Source organism: Streptomyces sp. NPDC059832, from assembly GCF_042731715.1.
GTDB lineage: Bacteria > Actinomycetota > Actinomycetes > Streptomycetales > Streptomycetaceae > Streptomyces.
This window is the reverse complement of sequence record NZ_JBHWIY010000011.1, coordinates 194908-208616: the sequence shown is the minus strand read 5'-3', so window position 1 is coordinate 208616 and position 13709 is coordinate 194908. Positions and strand designations below refer to the sequence as shown.

The 13709-nt window shown below is 70.8% G+C and carries 14 protein-coding genes; 8 read left to right on the top strand and 6 right to left on the bottom strand.

The genetic code is table 11. The features are described 5' to 3' along the window. The first annotated feature begins 104 nt into the window (after window positions 1-104). From ACFV8T_RS21540 to ACFV8T_RS21525, 4 genes are all read left to right on the top strand, one after another. On the top strand, window positions 105-1097 hold the full coding sequence (locus ACFV8T_RS21540) for an ABC transporter ATP-binding protein (RefSeq protein WP_385329661.1): 993 nt from the start codon (window positions 105-107) through the stop codon (window positions 1095-1097). A gap of 5 nt (window positions 1098-1102) precedes the next feature. Then, a complete protein-coding gene (locus tag ACFV8T_RS21535) occupies window positions 1103-1882 on the top strand; it encodes an ABC transporter permease subunit (protein ID WP_385329659.1) in 780 nt (259 codons plus the stop codon). Between the two features lie 145 nt (window positions 1883-2027). After that, window positions 2028-3149 carry an ATP-binding cassette domain-containing protein gene (locus ACFV8T_RS21530; RefSeq protein ID WP_385329657.1) on the top strand — a complete coding sequence of 374 codons (1122 nt, stop codon included), beginning with the start codon at window positions 2028-2030 and terminating at the stop codon, window positions 3147-3149. Next, on the top strand, window positions 3146-4018 hold the full coding sequence (locus ACFV8T_RS21525; RefSeq protein ID WP_385329655.1) for an ABC transporter permease subunit: 873 nt from the start codon (window positions 3146-3148) through the stop codon (window positions 4016-4018). Before ACFV8T_RS21530 ends, ACFV8T_RS21525 begins: the two co-directional genes overlap by 4 nt. 21 nt (window positions 4019-4039) lie before the next feature. Here the strand turns inward: ACFV8T_RS21525 and ACFV8T_RS21520 are convergent, their stop codons facing one another. Further along, complete coding sequence (locus ACFV8T_RS21520; protein WP_266426571.1) at window positions 4040-4369, bottom strand: ATP/GTP-binding protein; 330 nt, start codon at window positions 4367-4369, stop codon at window positions 4040-4042. Window positions 4370-4580: 211 nt separating this feature from the next. Between ACFV8T_RS21520 and ACFV8T_RS21515 the strand changes: the two genes are divergently transcribed. After that, window positions 4581-5618: an LLM class flavin-dependent oxidoreductase gene (locus ACFV8T_RS21515; RefSeq protein ID WP_385329652.1), complete on the top strand. Its 1038-nt coding sequence runs from the start codon at window positions 4581-4583 to the stop codon at window positions 5616-5618. A 74-nt stretch (window positions 5619-5692) separates the two neighbouring features. Here ACFV8T_RS21515 and ACFV8T_RS21510 read toward each other — a convergent pair whose 3' ends face one another. Continuing rightward, entirely contained in the window at window positions 5693-6085 is a 393-nt protein-coding gene (locus ACFV8T_RS21510; RefSeq protein WP_072486734.1) for an SCO5389 family protein, read from the bottom strand. 270 nt (window positions 6086-6355) lie between these two features. On the opposite strand from ACFV8T_RS21510, the gene nucS reads away from it, so the two are divergent. After that, complete coding sequence (nucS, locus tag ACFV8T_RS21505) at window positions 6356-7027, top strand: endonuclease NucS (protein ID WP_385329649.1); 672 nt, start codon at window positions 6356-6358, stop codon at window positions 7025-7027. Window positions 7028-7100: 73 nt separating this feature from the next. Here the strand turns inward: nucS and ACFV8T_RS21500 are convergent, their stop codons facing one another. From ACFV8T_RS21500 to ACFV8T_RS21485, 4 genes are all read right to left on the bottom strand, one after another. After that, entirely contained in the window at window positions 7101-9590 is a 2490-nt protein-coding gene (locus ACFV8T_RS21500; RefSeq protein ID WP_385329647.1) for an ATP-binding protein, read from the bottom strand. Window positions 9591-9863: 273 nt separating this feature from the next. Then, window positions 9864-10187 (bottom strand): STAS domain-containing protein, encoded by a 324-nt coding sequence (locus tag ACFV8T_RS21495; RefSeq protein ID WP_072486732.1) that lies wholly within the window; start codon window positions 10185-10187, stop codon window positions 9864-9866. Window positions 10188-10422: 235 nt separating this feature from the next. After that, on the bottom strand, window positions 10423-11271 hold the full coding sequence (locus ACFV8T_RS21490) for a 3-hydroxyacyl-CoA dehydrogenase family protein (protein WP_266426553.1): 849 nt from the start codon (window positions 11269-11271) through the stop codon (window positions 10423-10425). Window positions 11272-11436: 165 nt separating this feature from the next. After that, complete coding sequence (locus ACFV8T_RS21485) at window positions 11437-12078, bottom strand: TetR/AcrR family transcriptional regulator (protein WP_385329644.1); 642 nt, start codon at window positions 12076-12078, stop codon at window positions 11437-11439. Window positions 12079-12160: 82 nt separating this feature from the next. Here ACFV8T_RS21485 and ACFV8T_RS21480 point away from each other — a divergent pair, with 82 nt between their 5' ends. Both ACFV8T_RS21480 and ACFV8T_RS21475 read left to right on the top strand, forming a co-directional pair. Then, window positions 12161-12952: an ABC transporter ATP-binding protein gene (locus ACFV8T_RS21480; protein ID WP_385329878.1), complete on the top strand. Its 792-nt coding sequence runs from the start codon at window positions 12161-12163 to the stop codon at window positions 12950-12952. Continuing rightward, on the top strand, window positions 12952-13701 hold the full coding sequence (locus ACFV8T_RS21475; RefSeq protein WP_385329641.1) for an ABC transporter permease: 750 nt from the start codon (window positions 12952-12954) through the stop codon (window positions 13699-13701). Before ACFV8T_RS21480 ends, ACFV8T_RS21475 begins: the two co-directional genes overlap by 1 nt. The last annotated feature ends 8 nt before the right edge of the window (window positions 13702-13709 follow it).

Sequence of the window (13709 nt, the reverse complement as noted above, 5' to 3'; positions counted from 1 at the left end):
CAGCTGTGCCCCAGGAGGACACTGAAGATCTTCAGCATCCTCCTTGCGCGCCCGGTTCCGCCCTTGTGGTGGCGCCGGGCGCGCGGCCGTTCTAGCGTGAACGCATGATCGAGCTCGATGGCCTCACCAAGCGCTTTGGCAACAAGGTTGCCGTCGACCGGCTTTCCTGCCAGGTCAGACCCGGAATGGTGACGGGCTTTCTGGGGCCCAACGGGGCGGGCAAGTCCACGACGATGCGGATGATGCTCGATCTCGACAACCCGAGCAGCGGTTCGGTGCGCATCGACGGCAAGCACTACCGCGACCTGGAAGAACCCCTCAAGTACATCGGTGCGCTGCTGGACGCCAAGTCGATGCACGGCGGACGCAGCGCGTACAACAATCTGCTCTGTCTCGCGCAGAGCAATCGCATCCCGGAGAGCCGGGTCGCGGAGGTTCTCGACACCGTCGGCCTGACCGCGGTGGCGAAGAAGAAGTCGAAGGGCTTCTCCCTCGGCATGGGCCAGCGTCTCGGGATCGCGGCGGCGCTGCTCGGCGACCCGAAGGTGCTGCTCTTCGACGAGCCCGTCAACGGTCTGGACCCCGAGGGCATCCACTGGATCCGGAATCTGATGAAGGCGCTCGCCGCGGAAGGCCGGACGATCTTCGTCTCCAGCCATCTGATGAGCGAAATGGCCCTCACCGCGGACCACTTGATCGTGATCGGCCAGGGCAGGCTGCTCGCCGACACCTCGATGGCCGATTTCATCCACCAGAACTCCCGCAGTTACGTACGGCTGCGCTCGCCGCAGCAGGAGAGGCTGCGCGATGTGCTGCACGAGGCGGGCCTGATCGTGGTCGAGACGGGCGGCGGCACGCTGGAGATCGACGGTGCCACGACCGAGGCGCTGGGCGAGCTCGCCGCGCAGCACCAGATCGTGCTGCATGAGCTGAGTGCCCAGCGGGCCTCGCTGGAGGACGCGTTCATGCAGATGACGGCGGACTCCGTGGAGTACCACGCACACTCGGACCACGCCGCGGTGCCACCGCCCGCGGGCCCGCAGTGGGGCGATCAATGGAACCAGCGGACCGGTGGCGGCACCGGCAAGGAGGTGTGACGACGATGGCATCGGTACCCGCGGTCCTGACCTCCGAGTGGACCAAGATCCGTACGGTCTCCTCGACCGTCTGGACGCTGATCTCCGCGTTCGTCGTCACCGTCGCGATGAGCGCGGCGCTCTGCGCCCTGATGAACGCCCAGTTCGACGACCTCCCGGTGGCGCAGCGGGCCACCTTCGACCCGACCCTCATCAGCTTCTCCGGCATGGTCCTCGGCCAGCTGGCCATGGTCGTCTTCGGGGTGCTGGTGGTCGGTACGGAGTACAGCTCCGGCATGATCCGCACCTCACTGGCGGCCGTGCCCCAGCGCGGTTCATTCCTGTTCAGCAAGGTCGCGGTGGCCGGTGTGCTGGCCCTGGTGGTCGGCATCGCGACCAGCTTCGTCTCGTTCTTCCTCGGACAGGCCCTGCTCGGCGACCACCACACCGACATCGGTGCGGACAACGTTCTGCGCGCGGTCGTCGGCGGTGGCATCTACATGGGCCTGATCGGGATCTTCTCGATGGGTGTGGCCACGATGCTGCGCAGCTCGATGCTGTCGCTCGGCATCCTGATGCCGTTCTTCTTCCTGGTCTCCCAGATCCTGTCGGCGGTCCCGGGGGCGAAGAAGGTCGCCCGCTACTTCCCCGACCAGGCCGGGTCCAAGATCATGCAGGTGGTTCCCGACGCCATGCACAGCAACCCGGCTCCGTACGGGCCGTGGGGCGGGCTCGGAATCCTCCTGGCCTGGGTGGCGGCCGCGCTGGTCGGAGGCTATCTCGTACTCAAGAAGCGCGACGCGTGACCGTTCGCCCCGTCCGGGCAGCGACGCGCGCCCGCAACGGCTTGGCCGGAACCGTCGGAGCCTGGATATCCTCCTAAGTCTTACGGGGGTGTGCGGCCGCTCGGCCTGGGCCCCGACGACAGCTGTGAGTCGATGGGGCTGAAGCATGATCGAGGCAGTCGGCCTGACAAAGCGCTACGGCGCGAAGACGGCCGTGTACAACCTTTCCTTCCGGGTGCGGCCGGGCACCGTCACCGGCTTCCTGGGTCCCAACGGGTCGGGCAAGTCCACCACCATGCGCATGATCCTGGGCCTGGATCAGCCGACTTCCGGCCATGTGACGATCGGCGGCCACCCCTTCCGCAGTCTGCCGAACGCCCCGCGCCAGGTGGGCGCGCTCCTGGACGCGAAGGCGGTGCACGGCGGGCGCAGCGCCCGTAACCACCTCCTCTCGCTCGCCCAGCTCGCCGGTATCCCCGCCGCCCGGGTCGACGAGGTGCTCGGCGTCGTCGGCCTCCAGGACGTCGCGCGGCGGCGGTCCAAGGGCTTCTCGCTCGGCATGGGCCAGCGGCTCGGGATCGCCGCGGCGCTGCTCGGCGACCCTCAGGTGCTGCTCTTCGACGAGCCCGTCAACGGTCTGGACCCCGAGGGCATCCTCTGGGTCCGCAATCTGATGAAGATGCTGGCGTCCGAGGGGCGTACGGTCTTCGTCTCCAGCCATCTGATGAGCGAGATGGCGCTCACCGCCGACCATCTGATCGTGATCGGCCGGGGTCAGCTGCTCGCCGACATGAACGTCAAGGACTTCATCTCGGCGAACTCGGCCGACTTCGCCCGGGTACGGGTCGCCGACGGCCTCGCGGAGCGGCGCGAGAAGCTGACCGCCTCGCTCACCGAGGCGGGCGGACAGGTCATGTCCGAGCCGGACGGGGCCCTGCGGATCACCGGGCTGCCGCTGCCGCGGATCAGCGATGTGGCCCACGAGTCGGACGTCCGGCTGTGGGAGCTCTCACCGCACCAGGCCTCGCTGGAGGAGGCGTACATGCGGATGACCCAGGGCGTCGTGGACTACCGCTCGACGGCGGACCAGAAGGCAGGTCTCCAGCAGCCGGCGGACCACGGGTACGCGCAGCCGGGGTACGGGCAGCCGCCGGTCCCCGAGGCGCCCCAGCAGAACTGGTACGCCCCGCCGCCGCCCGGACAGATCCCGCACGCGGGGGCCCCGGCCGAGCCCGCCGCGGCCCCCGCAGACCTGACCAAGCGCGACACCAGCGAGGACGCCCGATGACAACGCCGCCGACCCCACAGGCGCCGTCCCAGCGGCAGGCCCCGGCCCCGCAGCACAGCCCCCGGGCCGCGCCGGCCGGTCCCTACACCTCGCCGATCCCGGTGCGCCGGGCCACCCTCGGCGATGCGATCGCCTCCGAGTGGACCAAGATCCGCTCGGTGCGCTCCACGATGTGGACGCTCGGCGTCATGATCGTGCTGCTGCTCGGGATCGGGCTGCTGGCCGCGGTCGCGGTCGACAGCTCCGATACCGATCTCGGCTCGACGCCGGTGCTCAGCCTCGGCTTCTTCGGGGTGCTGCTGGGCTCGATCTGTGTGATCACGCTCGGCGTGATGACCATCGCGTCGGAGTACGGCACGGGCATGATCCGTACGACGCTGACCGCCTGCCCCAGCCGCGCCCGGGTGCTGTGCGCGAAGGCGATCGTCTTCTTCCTGCTCACCTTCGTGATCACGACCGTGACGACCGCGGTGGTCGCGGTGATGCAGACGGCGTTCATCGACGGCGCGACGCCCAGCGGCGGCGAATGGCTGCGCGCGACGGTCGGTGTCGGTCTCTACACCGCGACGCTGGGACTGCTCTCCCTCGCGGTCGGCGCTCTCATCCGGCACTCCGCCGGTGCGATCACGATCATGATCGGAGTGGTGCTGCTGCCGCTCGTGCTGGCCATGTTCATGTTCGCGAGGTCGCTCTCCGAACTGCGGTTGGCGCTCTTCCAGTACTCGATCCCCAATCAGCTCAGCGCGTTCTACTCCACCTCGGTCGCCGATTCGGGACCGTCCGGCTGGGATCCGCTGTGGATCATGCTCGGCGTCACGGCCGTGGCCCTGCTCGGTGCGTTCGGCACCCTGAACCGCCGGGACGTCTGACCCGTCCCCGCCCGGAGGGGCTCAGTAGCGAGGCGCGTTCCTGGACCGCTGCACCTGTGTGGTGCGGCGGTCCTTCGCGTTCCAGCACGCCTTGTGCCAGTGCCTGCGGTCGTCGATCCCGCCGTACTCGGACCAGGCCACCAGGTGCGGGACGCCGGACGGGATCTCCTGGTCGCAGCCGGGGCAGCGGTACCGCTTGCCCGCCGCGCTCGCGCCGCTGACCGGGCGGACCGACCACTGCTCGCCCTGCCATTCCTCGGCCCGCCCGCCGCCGCCGTACCGGTCCCCCGGTGCCGCGGTGCTGTCGTGGGGACTCTCGCCGCCTCGGGGGCGGTTGCGGCGCGGGGACACGTGACACCTCACGGGGCAGTCTGGGCAGTTCCCGTCCAGCGTAGGGCCATTTGGCCGACCCGGGCGTCCGGCGCCTCGCGGGGCGCCGTCCCGGGCGGGGTGAGTTACCGGAAAATCGCAACAACCTGCCTGCGGACCGTGCCTTTGGCACGTGTCAGGCGTTGTTGCTCTACAGGGGAGAGCCGCGTCGGCCGCAAGGAGGCAATTGGCGATGCGCGTGGGAACGTTCGTACTGGCAGCTCAGTTTCCGGGGCAGGGGCCGGGGGAAGCGCTGCACCGCGCGATCCGGTCCACCGAGGTCGCGGAGGAGTCCGGGCTCGACTCGGTCTGGCTGGCAGAGCATCATTTCGTGCCGTACGGGGTCTGCCCGTCCGCCGTCACCCTGGCCGCGCTGCTGCTCGGCCGCACCCGCAGAATCCGGGTGGGCACGGCGGTGAGCGTGCTGCCGACCCAGCATCCGGTGGCGCTCGGCGAACAGGCCGCGCTGCTCCACCTCACCAGCGGCGGCCGATTCACCCTCGGCGTCGGCCGGGGCGGCCCCTGGGTGGATCTGGAGGTGTTCGGCGGGGGCCTGGAGGCCTACGAGAAGGGCTTCCCGGAGTCCCTGGAGCTGCTGCTCGACTGGCTGGGCAAGCCGCGGGTGGCCGGGCGCGGGGAGCGGTACGGCTTCCGCGAGGTCGCCGTGGTGCCCCGGGCCGACGAGCCGCTCGCCGGGGACGGCGAGGGCTCCGGACCCGAGGTGGTCGTCGCGTGCACCTCTCCCGGAACGGTGAGGCTCGCCGCGGAGAACGGCCTGCCGATGCTGCTCGGGATGCACTGCGGGGACCAGGAGAAGGCCGACATGGTCGCCCTGTGGCGGTCCACCGCGCTCGCCGCGGGCCGCTCGCCCGAGAGCGTCCGGGAGGCCGGGCACGTGTCCGCCGGGGTGGCCCAGATCGCCGACCGCTCCGAGGACGCGGTGGAGACGCTCGTGAAGGCGATGCCGGGCTGGCTGCGACAAGGGCTGGACGCCCATGTGACGGTCGACGACCGGCACCGGGTGATGCGCGATCCGGTCGCGTACACGGAGCTGCTGTGCGGCCTTCATCCGGTGGGCCCGCCCCGGCTCGCCGCCGACCGGCTCGCCGCCACCGCCGAGCGGACGGGCATCACCCGCTTCGCGCTCCTGGTGGAGGGGTCGGGAGATCTGACGGCCACGGAGGAGAACGTGGCGCGGCTGGGCACCGAAGTGCTCCCGCTGCTCACCTGACGAGTCGTGAGAGGTGCGGGGCTGCCGCCCCGGAGCGAGTTGCACGATCTCGCCCGGAACGGCAGCAGAAGCGTTTAGCAGTCCCGAAGTTCGGGCGACTGATTGAGCAACTGGCCCCTCACCGAGGTGAAGCGGGCCAGACGCTCGTCGACCGAGGCATCCAGCGGGAACACCGCGACGCGGTGGCAGTTCTGGAATGCCAGACGCACCCCGAAGTGCCGCTGCAGCGCGCCGCGTATCGCATCACTCGCGAGCGCGCGCAGCAGCTGACCACGTGCCTGTTCGTTGGGCGGGGGCGTCTGGTTGTCGGCGAACTCCCCGCCGTCGACCTTCAGCTGAGCCACCAACGAGCTGATCATCTCCCATGCGTAGGGCAGGGAGGTCCGGACGCAGTCGACGAAGTCGGCTTCGTCGACCTCGCCTCGCTCGGCCTGTTCCAACAGCGCCGGTGAGACGTCGAGCGACATGGGTTCTCCTCTCGCGACCCCGACGCCGGGCCGGGGCCTTACGGGCAGGGAAGGAGGACGGCGACGCAGCGTACACAGACGGCGACCTCCTGCTTCCACGGTAAGGGTGCAGTCCTGGCCGCACCAGGAGATTGGGAACACAACCGGCCATTGGCGAAGGGGCGCAAAGAGGGGCAAGCCCGAACGGCACCCCTCGTGAGCAACCCCGGTGACGGGTGTGACAGGGGGAGAATCGCGTGGAACACCTCTCGTCGAGTAGCGTTGCCGACCATGCGTCTCGTCATCGCCCGCTGCTCCGTGGACTACGCCGGCCGGCTCACGGCCCACCTGCCCTCCGCTCCCCGTCTGATCCTGGTGAAGGCGGACGGGAGCGTGTCGATCCACGCCGACGACAGGGCGTACAAACCCCTCAACTGGATGTCACCGCCCTGCACCCTCAAGGAGGGCAGCGACGACACCGCGGGCATCTGGACCGTGGTGAACAAAGCGGGCGAGAAACTGATCATCACGATGGAGGAAATCCTCCACGACTCGTCCCATGAGCTGGGTGTCGACCCGGGCCTCATCAAGGACGGCGTCGAAGCACATCTTCAGGAACTGCTCGCCGACCGGATCGAGACACTCGGCGAGGGCTACACCCTGATCCGCCGCGAGTACTTCACCGCCATCGGACCGGTCGACATCCTGTGCCGGGACGCCGACGGCCAGACCGTCGCCGTGGAACTGAAGCGGCGCGGCGACATCGACGGCGTGGAGCAGCTGACCCGCTATCTGGAGCTGCTCAACCGCGATCCCCATCTCGCCCCGGTCAAGGGCATCTTCGCGGCCCAGGAGATCAAGCCGCAGGCGCGGGTGCTGGCGACGGACCGCGGGATCGGCTGTGTCGTTCTCGACTACGACGCGCTGCGCGGCATCGAGGACGACAAGCTGCGGCTGTTCTGACCTCTCCCGCTCCCTCCGCTCCCGAACGCCGGACGTGTGTGTCACGTCCGGCGTTCGTCGGTTCCGGGGCCGCTCAGGTCACCGTCGGGCTGCTGTCCGCGCTCGCCGTGGCCGAGGACGACGAGGAGGAGGGCCCGCTCGCCGAGTCGGAGGTGTCGGGCGAGGACGGTTCGGGCTCGGTGGCGGTGTCCGTCGGCGTCGGGGAGTCGGTGTCCGTCGGACTCCCGGTCGGGCTGGGCGACTTCGTCGGCGTGGGCGACTTCGTCGGGCGAGGCGACTTGGTCGGCTTGTGCGACGGCGGCCTGCTGCTGGACGGGGTGTCCGACGACGGGCTGTCGCTCGGTCCCGAGGGGTCCGTGGACGGCGTACCGGTGCCGCTCGGCGTGATCTCGCTGCCCGACGGGCCGGGCGTCGCCGCGCTGCCGCTGGATGCCGGGACGCCGGGCGTCGAGCCGTCCGCCGGGCTGTCGGCCGGGACTTCGTCCTCGCCGTCGTCCTGGCTCTGCGACTGCTCGGTCGTGACGTCCTGGTTCCCCTGGACGTCGTCGTCGCCGGAGGTCAGCCCCAGCGCCACCACCGTGCCGAGCACACCGGTCAGGAGTACGCCCGCGGCCGTCGCGACCAGATTGCGCCGGGCCCCGGCGAGCACCGCGAAGCGGCCTCCCCGGGCGCCCCCGGCGGCCTTGGCGGGGCTCTGCCGCGATATCACCGTGGGGGCGCCGTACGGCCCCGACAGCGTCTGCGTCACCGAAGGCGTCGGACGGGTGGACTGCGCCGGCGGCTCCTCGGCCCGTGGGACCGGCAGTTCCTCGCCCGGCGGGGTGAGGACGACGGGCAGCGGGCCGCCGGACCGGTCCGCGACCAGGGCGAGCGCGCGCCGTCCGGCCACCGCGCCGGACTTGTCGGCGAGCGCCCCGCGCATGCTGATCGAGGTCTCCAGCTCGGCCCTGGCCCGGTCCGGATTGCCGGCGAGGAGCGCGAGGACCCCCAGCTCGTGGTGGAAGTACGCCTCTTCGGCGACCTCTCCGGCGATCCTGGCCGCCTCCTGGCCGATCCGCAGCGCCCGCTCCCAGGCTCCCCAGTGCAGGCCCGCCGCGAAGGCCGGCGAGGCGCTGCGGGCCAGCAGCACGGCCACGCTGGTCTGTCCCGCCCCGTCGCCGGGCACCAACTGCGCCATCGCCGCGACGACCGCGTCGCCCTCGGCCGTCACCCGCTCGGGAGTGACCGAGGGGTGACCGGCCCACCAGGCGTAGTGCTGGGCCGCGGTCCGCGCCCGGTCGGTGGCGTCCTCGCCGTATCCGGCGGCCTCCAGCTGGGTCACGACACCGGCGGCCAGCCGGTAGCGGGGGCCTGCCGGGGAGAGCAGCCCGCAGCCGGCCAGCTCGCCGAGCGCGGCGTCCGCGTGGGTGTCCCCGATGAGCGCCGGCAGATGCGCCTGGTGCGGCACCTCGCCGCCGAGGGCCACCGCGAAGCGCAGGGTGTCGCGGGCGGACCCGCTCAGCCGTGAGGCGAGCAGCGCGGCCGGGGCAGCGCCCTCCCCGAGGCTGGGCAGCGGTATGTGGACACCGTCGACGTCCTGGTCGTGCCCGAAGGGGACGTCCGCGGGCCGGCCGTCGCCGCCGCCGAACACGCCGTACGCCTCGGGGTCGGTACGCAGCAGGTCGCGCTGGCGCAGCAGGGCGCCCGCCTGGACGAAGCGCAGCGGCAGCCCCTCGGACTCGAACCAGAGGTCCCCCGCCCAGTTCGCCTCCTCCTCGGTGAGCGGACGCTCGACGGCCCGCTCCAGCAGGTCGACCGCGGCACCGCGGCCGAGGCCCGCGAGGAAGACCTCTTCGAGGTGCGAGTCCGTGGTGGGCGCGGCGACATCGGGAACCGTGGCGAACAGGAAGGCGCACTCCGGCGTCGCGTCGAGCAGCTCCTCCAGCGCGGCCCCGCCGAACTCCAGGTCGTCGATCAGCACGACGGCCCCGATGCTCCGGACCTTGTCGAGCAGCCCGGCGCGGTCGGGGCGGTGCTGCGGCGAGTCGTGGACGGCCTCGAAGAGCCCGTGCAGCAGGTCGGCGGCGGTGCGCTTGTAGCCGCTGAGCCGTACGACTCCGTCCGGTGCGAGGTCCGCGCAGTCGGCCGCGACGGCGTCCAGCAGTGCCGTACGGCCCGATCCGGCCGGTCCGGTGAGGCGCACCGAGCGGCCCTGGGCCAGCAGGCGCACCAGCCGTTCGCGCTCCTGTGCGCGCTCCAGGAGAGGCAGTTGGGGGGCGGGCGGGCCCGGCGGTACGGGCGGCGCGGTGGCGCGTTCGCGGGCGGCGCGCCCGGCCGCGGTGCGCCGGGCCGGAGGACCGGGCTGCTCCCCCGGCGGGCACAGCTCGACCTCGCTGCCGTCGACCGGGTTGACGGTGAGGAGGTAGTCGCCCGATATGAGCCGGACGACGCGCGCCTGCGGCGGCGTCGGCTGACCGGGATCCGGGGTCAGCTGGTCGCGGGCCGGCCGTCTGCGGCCGGGCCCCTCACCGAAGCTGTCGTTGTCCCGGCCGTACTGTTCCGGTCCCCGGTGTGTCGGGTCCATCGCCAAAGCCCCCAGACGCGTCGCGCACGATTGCCCCTCCGGCCTCGCACGCCCCGCTGTCGCTTCTGGTCCGGTGTCCGCCCGGTGGGTTCGTCAATCGGCGGACGGCCGAACCCTAGACCGTCGCACGGGGTCCCCGCACAGTCGGGGGGTCACGCCGCCCGAAGCGCACGTTCTCGTGCGGATTGTACGGTTTCGGCCGCGGCGCACGGCCGGTGGCCGTTCGCCGGATCGGACGCTCCCGCCGGTCGGTCACTCACCGGTCGGACGCCCCTACACGCGCGGCAGCGAGTCCGCGGCGATTCCGCCCTCGATGGCCAGGATGCGGTGCAGCCGGGTCGCCACCAGCAGGCGCTGCATCTGTGGCGGCACGCCACGGAGCACCAGCCGCCGCCCGGCCCGGCCGGCCCGGCGGTGTGCGCCCATGATCACGCCGAGTCCGGTGGCGTCCCAGGAATCCAGCTCGGTCAGGTCGAGCACCAGGTCGCCGACGCCGTCGTCGAGGGCCGAGTGCAGGGCCGTACGGGCGTCCGCCGCGCTTCGGACGTCGAGGCGGCCCCCGACGACCAGCTCGGCGTGGTCGCCCCTGATGTGCATATGCGCTCCCCTGGAATGCTCCGTAGCAAGGTTCGTCTGTCTGTTCTGTCTCTGCCACAACTGACTCCGGCGGAGACAGGGAAGTTTCCGTCTGTAAGCGAACCGATACCGAATTCACCCCGTGGAGTGACCGAGGTGCGGCGAGGGCCACTCGGATCCACTGCTTCCGGGAGACTCCCCCGGACCTCCGGGCCTGATCGACGGCGGATCAGGCAAACCGGAGGACCGAAAACGATCAGTACGTGTAGAAGCCCTGCCCGCTCTTGCGGCCGATGTCACCTGCGTCCACCATCCGGCGCATCAGCTCCGGCGCGGCGAACTTCTCGTCCTGCGACTCGGTGTAGATGTTGCTCGTGGCGTGCAGCAGGATGTCGACGCCGGTCAGGTCCGCCGTGGCGAGCGGGCCCATGGCGTGGCCGAAGCCCAGCTTGCAGGCGATGTCGATGTCCTCGGCCGAGGCGACGCCCGACTCGTACAGCTTGGCGGCCTCGACGACGAGCGCCGAGATCAGCCGGGTGGTGACGAAGCCGGCCACGTCGCGGTTGACGACGATGCAGGTCTTGCCCACGGACTCGGCGAACTCCCGTGCGGTGGCGAGGGTTTCGTCGCTGGTCTTGTAGCCGCGTACGAGTTCGCAGAGCTGCATCATCGGGACCGGCGAGAAGAAGTGCACTCCGACGACGCGCTCGGGGCGCTCCGTCACGGCCGCGATCTTGGTGATCGGGATGGCGGAGGTGTTGGAGGCGAGGACGGCGTCGTCCCGGACGATCTTGTCGAGGGCCCGGAAGATCTCGTGCTTGACCTCCAGCTTCTCGAAGACGGCCTCGACGACGACATCCGCGTCGGCGACCGCGTCGAGGTCGGTGGTGGTCGTGATGCGGGCGAGCGCGGCCTCGGCGTCGGCCGCGTCCAGCTTGCCCTTGGAGACGAACTTGTCGTACGAGGCCTTGATGCCGTCACGTCCACGGGTCAGGGCTTCGTCGGTGACGTCGCGCAGCACCACGTCCCAGCCCGCCTGGGCGGAGACCTGCGCGATGCCGGACCCCATGAGTCCGGCTCCGATGACGGCGAGCTTCCTGGCCACGTGTGCACCCCTTGGTTTCTGTTCGCCTCTGCAGCTGGTCCCTGCACGGCCGGTCTTAACGGTTGTTCACATGCTCTCCGGCGGAGATTAGTACCCGTGAGGGGCGCTGGGGCCGTGAAGAGATGCGCGTCACGTCTCACATGACGGACATCACACCGGCACACGTCATTCAGCGGCGCGTCGGGCGTAGTTGAGGACCTTTTCGCCGAGGAGGTCCTCGATCTCGTCGAGCAGGACGAGTGCGTCGCGCGAGACCTCGGCCGCCTTGCGCCCGGCCAGCATCTCCTGGCTGATGTGGCCGACGAGTGCCCCTTCGATCCAGGCGAGTTGACCGCCGACCAGGTCCGGCAGCGGATCGTCCGCCGGCGCGCCCGTCTCCTCGCGCAGGGTCGTGACGACGGCGTCCAGGACCTCCCGCTGGAGGCGGCCGAGACGGGCCTGGAGCGTGGGCGCCTCCTCGATGACCCGCATGAAGTCGGCGAAGCCGTCCATCAGCCCGAGCTCCGGCGACACCGCGACGACCAGGGACCGCAGCTCCCGCAGGACCGCCTCGGCCGCCGACTCGCCCTTGTCGCGGGCGCGGACGAAGCGGGCCACTCGCTGGGTGACGCCGTTCATCCGGTCGAGGAAGAGGTCCTCCTTGGCCGGGAAGTAGTTGTAGACGGTGTTCACGGAGACGTCCGCCAGCTCGGCGATCTCGGCGACGGTCACCGTGACGAAACCGCGCTCCAGGAACAGCCCGGTCGCGAGGTCCGAGATGTGCTGCCTGGCTTGGCGCTTCTTGCGTTCCCTGAGTCCCTCGGCCATCCGTCCATGGTAGGCCCGCGCGGGAGCCGGTGAAAAATTAGAGTCATTGCATTTTTTAAGCGACTCTGTTTTTGTGGCCACTATGCCAATCATCAGTACGGCCGGGCTCGCCCGGACCTTCGACAGCAGGAACGGACCGGTGCACGCCGTGCGGTCCGTCGACCTCACGGTCGCCGAGGGCGAGATCGTCGGCCTCCTCGGTCCCAACGGGGCGGGCAAGACCACCACTCTGCGGATGCTGACCACACTGCTCACCCCCACCGGCGGCGTCGCCACCGTCGCCGGGCACGATCTCGCCGACGATCCGGCCGCAGTGCGCGCGAAGTGCGGATACGTCGCCCAGTCCGGCGGCGTAGACCCGCACCTGACCGTGCGGGAGGAACTGGTCACCCAGGCACGGCTGTACCGGCTGAGCAGGGCGGACGCGACCGCACGGGCCGCCGAACTGGCCCGCGGGCTCGGCCTCGGCGATCTGCTCGACCGGAGGGCGGTCACCCTCTCGGGCGGTCAGCGCCGGCGCCTGGACATCGCGATGGGCATCGCCCACCGGCCGCCCGTCCTCTTCCTCGACGAGCCCACCACCGGCCTCGACCCGGGCAGCCGCACCGACCTCTGGGACCTGGTGCGCGGGCTGCGCGACGACCACGGCACGACGGTCGTCCTCACCACCCACTACCTCGACGAGGCGGACGCGCTCGCCGACCGGCTGATCGTGATCGACCGGGGCGTGGTCGTGGCCGAGGGCACCCCGGCCGCGCTGCGGGCCGAGTACGCGGGATCCCCCGCCGCCTCCCTCCAGGACACCTTCCTCGCGATCACCGGCCGCGCCGCCGCGCCCGCCGATGCCGCACCCCTCTCCGTACAGGGGCTCTGATGCTGCTTCACGACATCGCGCTCGTCTTCGGGCGGTACGCCCGCCAGACCCTGCGCTCCCGCTTCCAGATGCTCTTCGGCGTACTGATGCCGCTGCTGTATCTGCTCTTCTTCGGCCCGCTCCTCGACGATCTGCCGCTCGGCTCGTCCGGGGACTCCTGGCAGGTCCTGATCCCCGGCCTGCTGCTTCAACTCGCCCTGTTCGGAGCCTCGTTCGCCGGTTTCTCGATCATCGTCGAGAAGTCCACCGGGGTGGTGGAACGGATGCGGGTGACGCCGGTCAGCAGACTGGCGCTGCTGCTGGGCCGGGTCCTGCGGGACGCCCTGCTCTTCATGGTCCAGGCCGTGCTGCTGGTGCTGGCCGCCCTGGTCATGGGCCTGCGCGCGCCCCTTCCCGGGGTGCTGATCGGCTTCGCGTTCGTCGGTCTGCTCACGGTCGCGCTGGCCTCGCTGTCGTACGCACTGGCCATGAAGGTCGCGACGCCGCAGGAGTTCGGACCCGTCATCAACGCGGTGGCCATGCCGGTGATGCTGCTCTCCGGCCTGATGCTGCCGATGACACTGGGGCCGGCGTGGCTGGACATCACGTCGCGCTTCACCCCCTTGCGCTATCTCGTGGACGCGGTACGGGACGCGTACGTGGGCTCGTACGCCACCTCGCACATGCTGTACGGGGCGGTGGTGGCGGCCGCCTTCGCGGTCGCGGCCGTGGCGGTGGGCGCCCGGGTCTTCCGCCGGGAGGGGCACTAGCCTGGCGG

Excerpts from the sequence above, each read along its gene's own strand:
- nucS (WP_385329649.1), top strand. The coding sequence starts at position 6,356 with ATGCGTCTCGTCATCGCCCGCTGCTCCGTGGACTACGCCGGCCGGCTC.
- ACFV8T_RS21540 (WP_385329661.1), top strand. The coding sequence starts at position 105 with ATGATCGAGCTCGATGGCCTCACCAAGCGCTTTGGCAACAAGGTTGCC.
- ACFV8T_RS21500 (WP_385329647.1), bottom strand. The coding sequence starts at position 9,590 with ATGGACCCGACACACCGGGGACCGGAACAGTACGGCCGGGACAACGAC.
- ACFV8T_RS21475 (WP_385329641.1), top strand. The coding sequence starts at position 12,952 with ATGCTGCTTCACGACATCGCGCTCGTCTTCGGGCGGTACGCCCGCCAG.
- ACFV8T_RS21530 (WP_385329657.1), top strand. The coding sequence starts at position 2,028 with ATGATCGAGGCAGTCGGCCTGACAAAGCGCTACGGCGCGAAGACGGCC.
- ACFV8T_RS21485 (WP_385329644.1), bottom strand. The coding sequence starts at position 12,078 with ATGGCCGAGGGACTCAGGGAACGCAAGAAGCGCCAAGCCAGGCAGCAC.
- ACFV8T_RS21525 (WP_385329655.1), top strand. The coding sequence starts at position 3,146 with ATGACAACGCCGCCGACCCCACAGGCGCCGTCCCAGCGGCAGGCCCCG.
- ACFV8T_RS21510 (WP_072486734.1), bottom strand. The coding sequence starts at position 6,085 with ATGTCGCTCGACGTCTCACCGGCGCTGTTGGAACAGGCCGAGCGAGGC.
- ACFV8T_RS21515 (WP_385329652.1), top strand. The coding sequence starts at position 4,581 with ATGCGCGTGGGAACGTTCGTACTGGCAGCTCAGTTTCCGGGGCAGGGG.
- ACFV8T_RS21480 (WP_385329878.1), top strand. The coding sequence starts at position 12,161 with ATGCCAATCATCAGTACGGCCGGGCTCGCCCGGACCTTCGACAGCAGG.
- ACFV8T_RS21535 (WP_385329659.1), top strand. The coding sequence starts at position 1,103 with ATGGCATCGGTACCCGCGGTCCTGACCTCCGAGTGGACCAAGATCCGT.
- ACFV8T_RS21495 (WP_072486732.1), bottom strand. The coding sequence starts at position 10,187 with ATGCACATCAGGGGCGACCACGCCGAGCTGGTCGTCGGGGGCCGCCTC.